The following is a 3141-nucleotide window of genomic DNA, read 5'->3' on the forward strand; positions in this document are numbered from 1 at the left end:
TCGTAGGTGTGGGCGCCGAAGAAGTCACGCTGGGCCTGGGTGAGGGCGGCGGGCAGACGTCGCGCGCGCAGGGCGTCGTAGTAGGACAGCGAGGAAGCGAAGGCCGGCACCGGGATTCCCAGCAGGGTCGCGGTGGAGACCACGCGGCGCCAGCTGTCGACGGCCTGCTCGATGGCCTCACGGAAGTAGGGGGCCAGGATCAGGCTCGGCAGCTCCGGATTCTCCTCGTAGGCGTCTTTGATGCGGTTGAGGAAGCGGGCCCGGATGATGCAGCCCCCGCGCCAGATGGTGGCCAGGTCACCGGGGCGCAGGTTCCAGTCGTATTCGGTGCTGCCCGCCGCGATCTGGTCGAAGCCCTGAGCGTAGGCGACGATCTTGGAGGCATACAGCGCCCTGCGGATATCCTCCGTGAACTGCGCTGCGTCGGTGGGCTTTTCGGCGAGCGTTCCGGAGGCCAGGTCGTGCGCCGCCCGGCGTTGCGCGCGCGAGCCGGACAGTGCGCGGGCGAAGACGGCCTCGGCGATGCCGGTGACGGGCACGCCGAGATCGAGCGCGGACTTGACCGTCCAGCGCCCGGTGCCCTTCTGCTCGGCGGCGTCGATGATCACATCGACAAGTGGTTTACCGGTCTTTGCGTCGGTCTGCTCGAGCACCTGCGCGGTGATCTCCACCAGGTAGGACTCCAGGTCGCCGGAGTTCCATTCGGTGAACACATCGGCGATCTGCCCGGCGTCGAAGCCGAGAGCGTCGCGCAGCAGGTGGTAGGCCTCACCGATGAGTTGCATATCGGCGTACTCGATGCCGTTGTGCACCATCTTCACGAAGTGACCCGAGCCGTCGGGGCCGATGTGGGTGCAGCAGGGGACGCCGTCGACCTTCGCCGAAATCGACTCCAGCAACGGGCCCAGCGACTCGTAGGACTCCTTCGGCCCGCCCGGCATGATGGCCGGCCCGTTGAGCGCGCCCTCCTCACCGCCGGAGATGCCCGCGCCCACGAAGTTCAGTCCACGCGCCTTCATGGCCGCCTCGCGGCGGATGGTGTCGGTGTAGAGGGCGTTGCCGCCGTCGATGATGATGTCGCCGGGCTCCATGACGGCGGCCAGTTCCTCGATCACCGCATCGGTGGCCTCGCCCGCCTTGACCATGATCAGCACACGCCGCGGCTTCTCCAACGCGCCGACGAATTCCTCGATGGTCTCGGTGCGGACGAACTCGCCCTCGTCCCCGTGCGCGTCGAGCAGCGCATCGGTCTTGGCGACGCTGCGATTGTGCAGGGCCACGGTGTAGCCGTTGCGGGCGAAGTTACGGGCGATGTTGCTGCCCATGACCGCAAGGCCGGTCACACCGATCTGAGCGAGTGCAGAAGAGGAAGTCATATTTCAAATCATTTCATCAGTAGTAGCGGTGGCACGGTCGGCCCCACCCGCCGCACGGACACGTCGGTAGCGCATCATCAGGGCGTTCGTGGAACTGTCCCAGGCCGGCGCTCGATCGGATTGCAGATCGTCGTGGATACCGGTCGCGAGCTTCTTGCCGAGTTCGACACCCCACTGGTCGAAGGAGTTCACTCCCCAGATCCAGCCCTGCACGAACACTTTGTGCTCGTACAACGCGATCAACTGCCCCAGAGTGTAAGGACTCAGGCGCGGCAGCAGGATGGTGTTACTCGGCCGACCGCCCGGGAACCACCGATGCGGGGACCGCTCGCCCACGCTGTCGAGGTCGCCGAAAGCCAGAGCCCGGGTCTGGGCGAACAGGTTCGCCATCAGCAGATCGTGGTGCGCCCGATAGGGGTGCGCGGGTTCGAGCACACCGATGAAGTCACTCGGCACCGGCGTCGTTCCCTGATGCAGCATCTGGAAGAACGCGTGCTGCCCGTTCGTGCCCGGCGCACCCCACAGAATCGGCGCGGTATCGACACCGACCGGACGACCGTGCCGGTCGACGGACTTCCCGTTGCTCTCCATATCGAGCTGCTGCAGATACGCCGGCAGCAACGCGAGCCGCTGATCGTACGGCAGCACCGCGAAACCCTGTGCGCCGCAGAAGTTTCGATACCAAATACCGAGCAGGCCCAGCAGCACCGGCAGGTTCTCCTCGAATGCAGCCGTGTGGAAATGCCGATCCATGCTGTGGGCTCCGGCCAGGAGTTCCCGGAATTGTCCGGGGCCGATGGCGATCATGAGCGACAGACCGATCGCCGACGGCAGCGAATACCGCCCACCGACCCAGTCCCAGAACTCGAACATGTTCGCCGGATCGATCCCGAAGGCTGCCACCTGTTCGGCGTTGGTCGACACCGCGACGAAATGCCGGCCCACCGCCTCATTGCCGAGCCGATCCGCCAGCCACCCGCGGGCAGTACGGGCGTTGGTCAACGTCTCGACCGTGGTGAACGTCTTCGACGCGACGACGAACAACGTCGTCTCCGGGTCCAGGTCTCCCAGGACCCGGTCGATATCGTGACCGTCGACATTCGACACGAACCGCACCTCGATCCCGGACTGCGCGAATTCGCGCAACGCGTGCCAGGCCATCGCCGGCCCCAGATCCGAGCCGCCGATACCGATGTTCACCACCGTCCGAACGCGACGGCCGGTCGCGCCACGCCACCGTCCCGACCGAACCGCATCGGCCAGTTCACTCATCCGATCCAGCACCTCGTGCACCGAACCGACGACATCGACACCGTCGAGCACAACGGATTCGGATGCGGGAGTCCGCAACACGGTGTGCAGCACCGCGCGATCCTCGGTCGTATTGATCCGCGCGCCACCGAACATCGCCTCGATGCCCGCCGCAAGGCCACGATCGCGAGCCAGACGCATCAGCAGGCTCATGGTGCGATCGGTGACCAGGTTCTTCGAATAATCGAGCACCACACCGTCGTATTCGACCGACAACTCGGTTCCCCGCCGAGGATCGCGATCGAACAGCTCCCTCAGCGACGTTGCGGCCAGTTCCGCACGGTGGCTTGCCAATTCATGCCACACCGGCAAGGCCGACGGGCTCACCGGCACCCCCTCGTCAGCCGAGCGCTTCGGTGTGCGGTTCATGGGATACCTCGGAATTCGTCGTGCACGAAATCGCGCATTCTGCGCTCGGAATCATGCACCCGCATGCGCGAACAAGTCAACACCG

2 protein-coding genes are annotated in these 3141 nt (G+C 65.6%); both read right to left on the reverse strand.

The genetic code is table 11. The features are described from left to right. On the reverse strand, window positions 1-1376 hold a 1376-nt coding region (gnd, locus tag NN2_RS35495; protein ID WP_063019636.1), incomplete at its 3' end, for an NADP-dependent phosphogluconate dehydrogenase. Window positions 1377-1379: 3 nt separating this feature from the next. Beyond that, window positions 1380-3056: a glucose-6-phosphate isomerase gene (gene pgi, locus NN2_RS35500; protein WP_063019634.1), complete on the reverse strand. Its 1677-nt coding sequence runs from the start codon at window positions 3054-3056 to the stop codon at window positions 1380-1382. Window positions 3057-3141 lie beyond the last annotated feature (85 nt).

Origin of the sequence: Nocardia nova NBRC 15556 (assembly GCF_001613005.1) — a bacterium.
Lineage (GTDB): Bacteria > Actinomycetota > Actinomycetes > Mycobacteriales > Mycobacteriaceae > Nocardia > Nocardia nova.

Bases quoted from the DNA above. Each gene is read 5' to 3' on its own strand.
- pgi (WP_063019634.1), bottom strand. From the start codon at position 3,056: ATGAACCGCACACCGAAGCGCTCGGCTGACGAGGGGGTGCCGGTGAGC.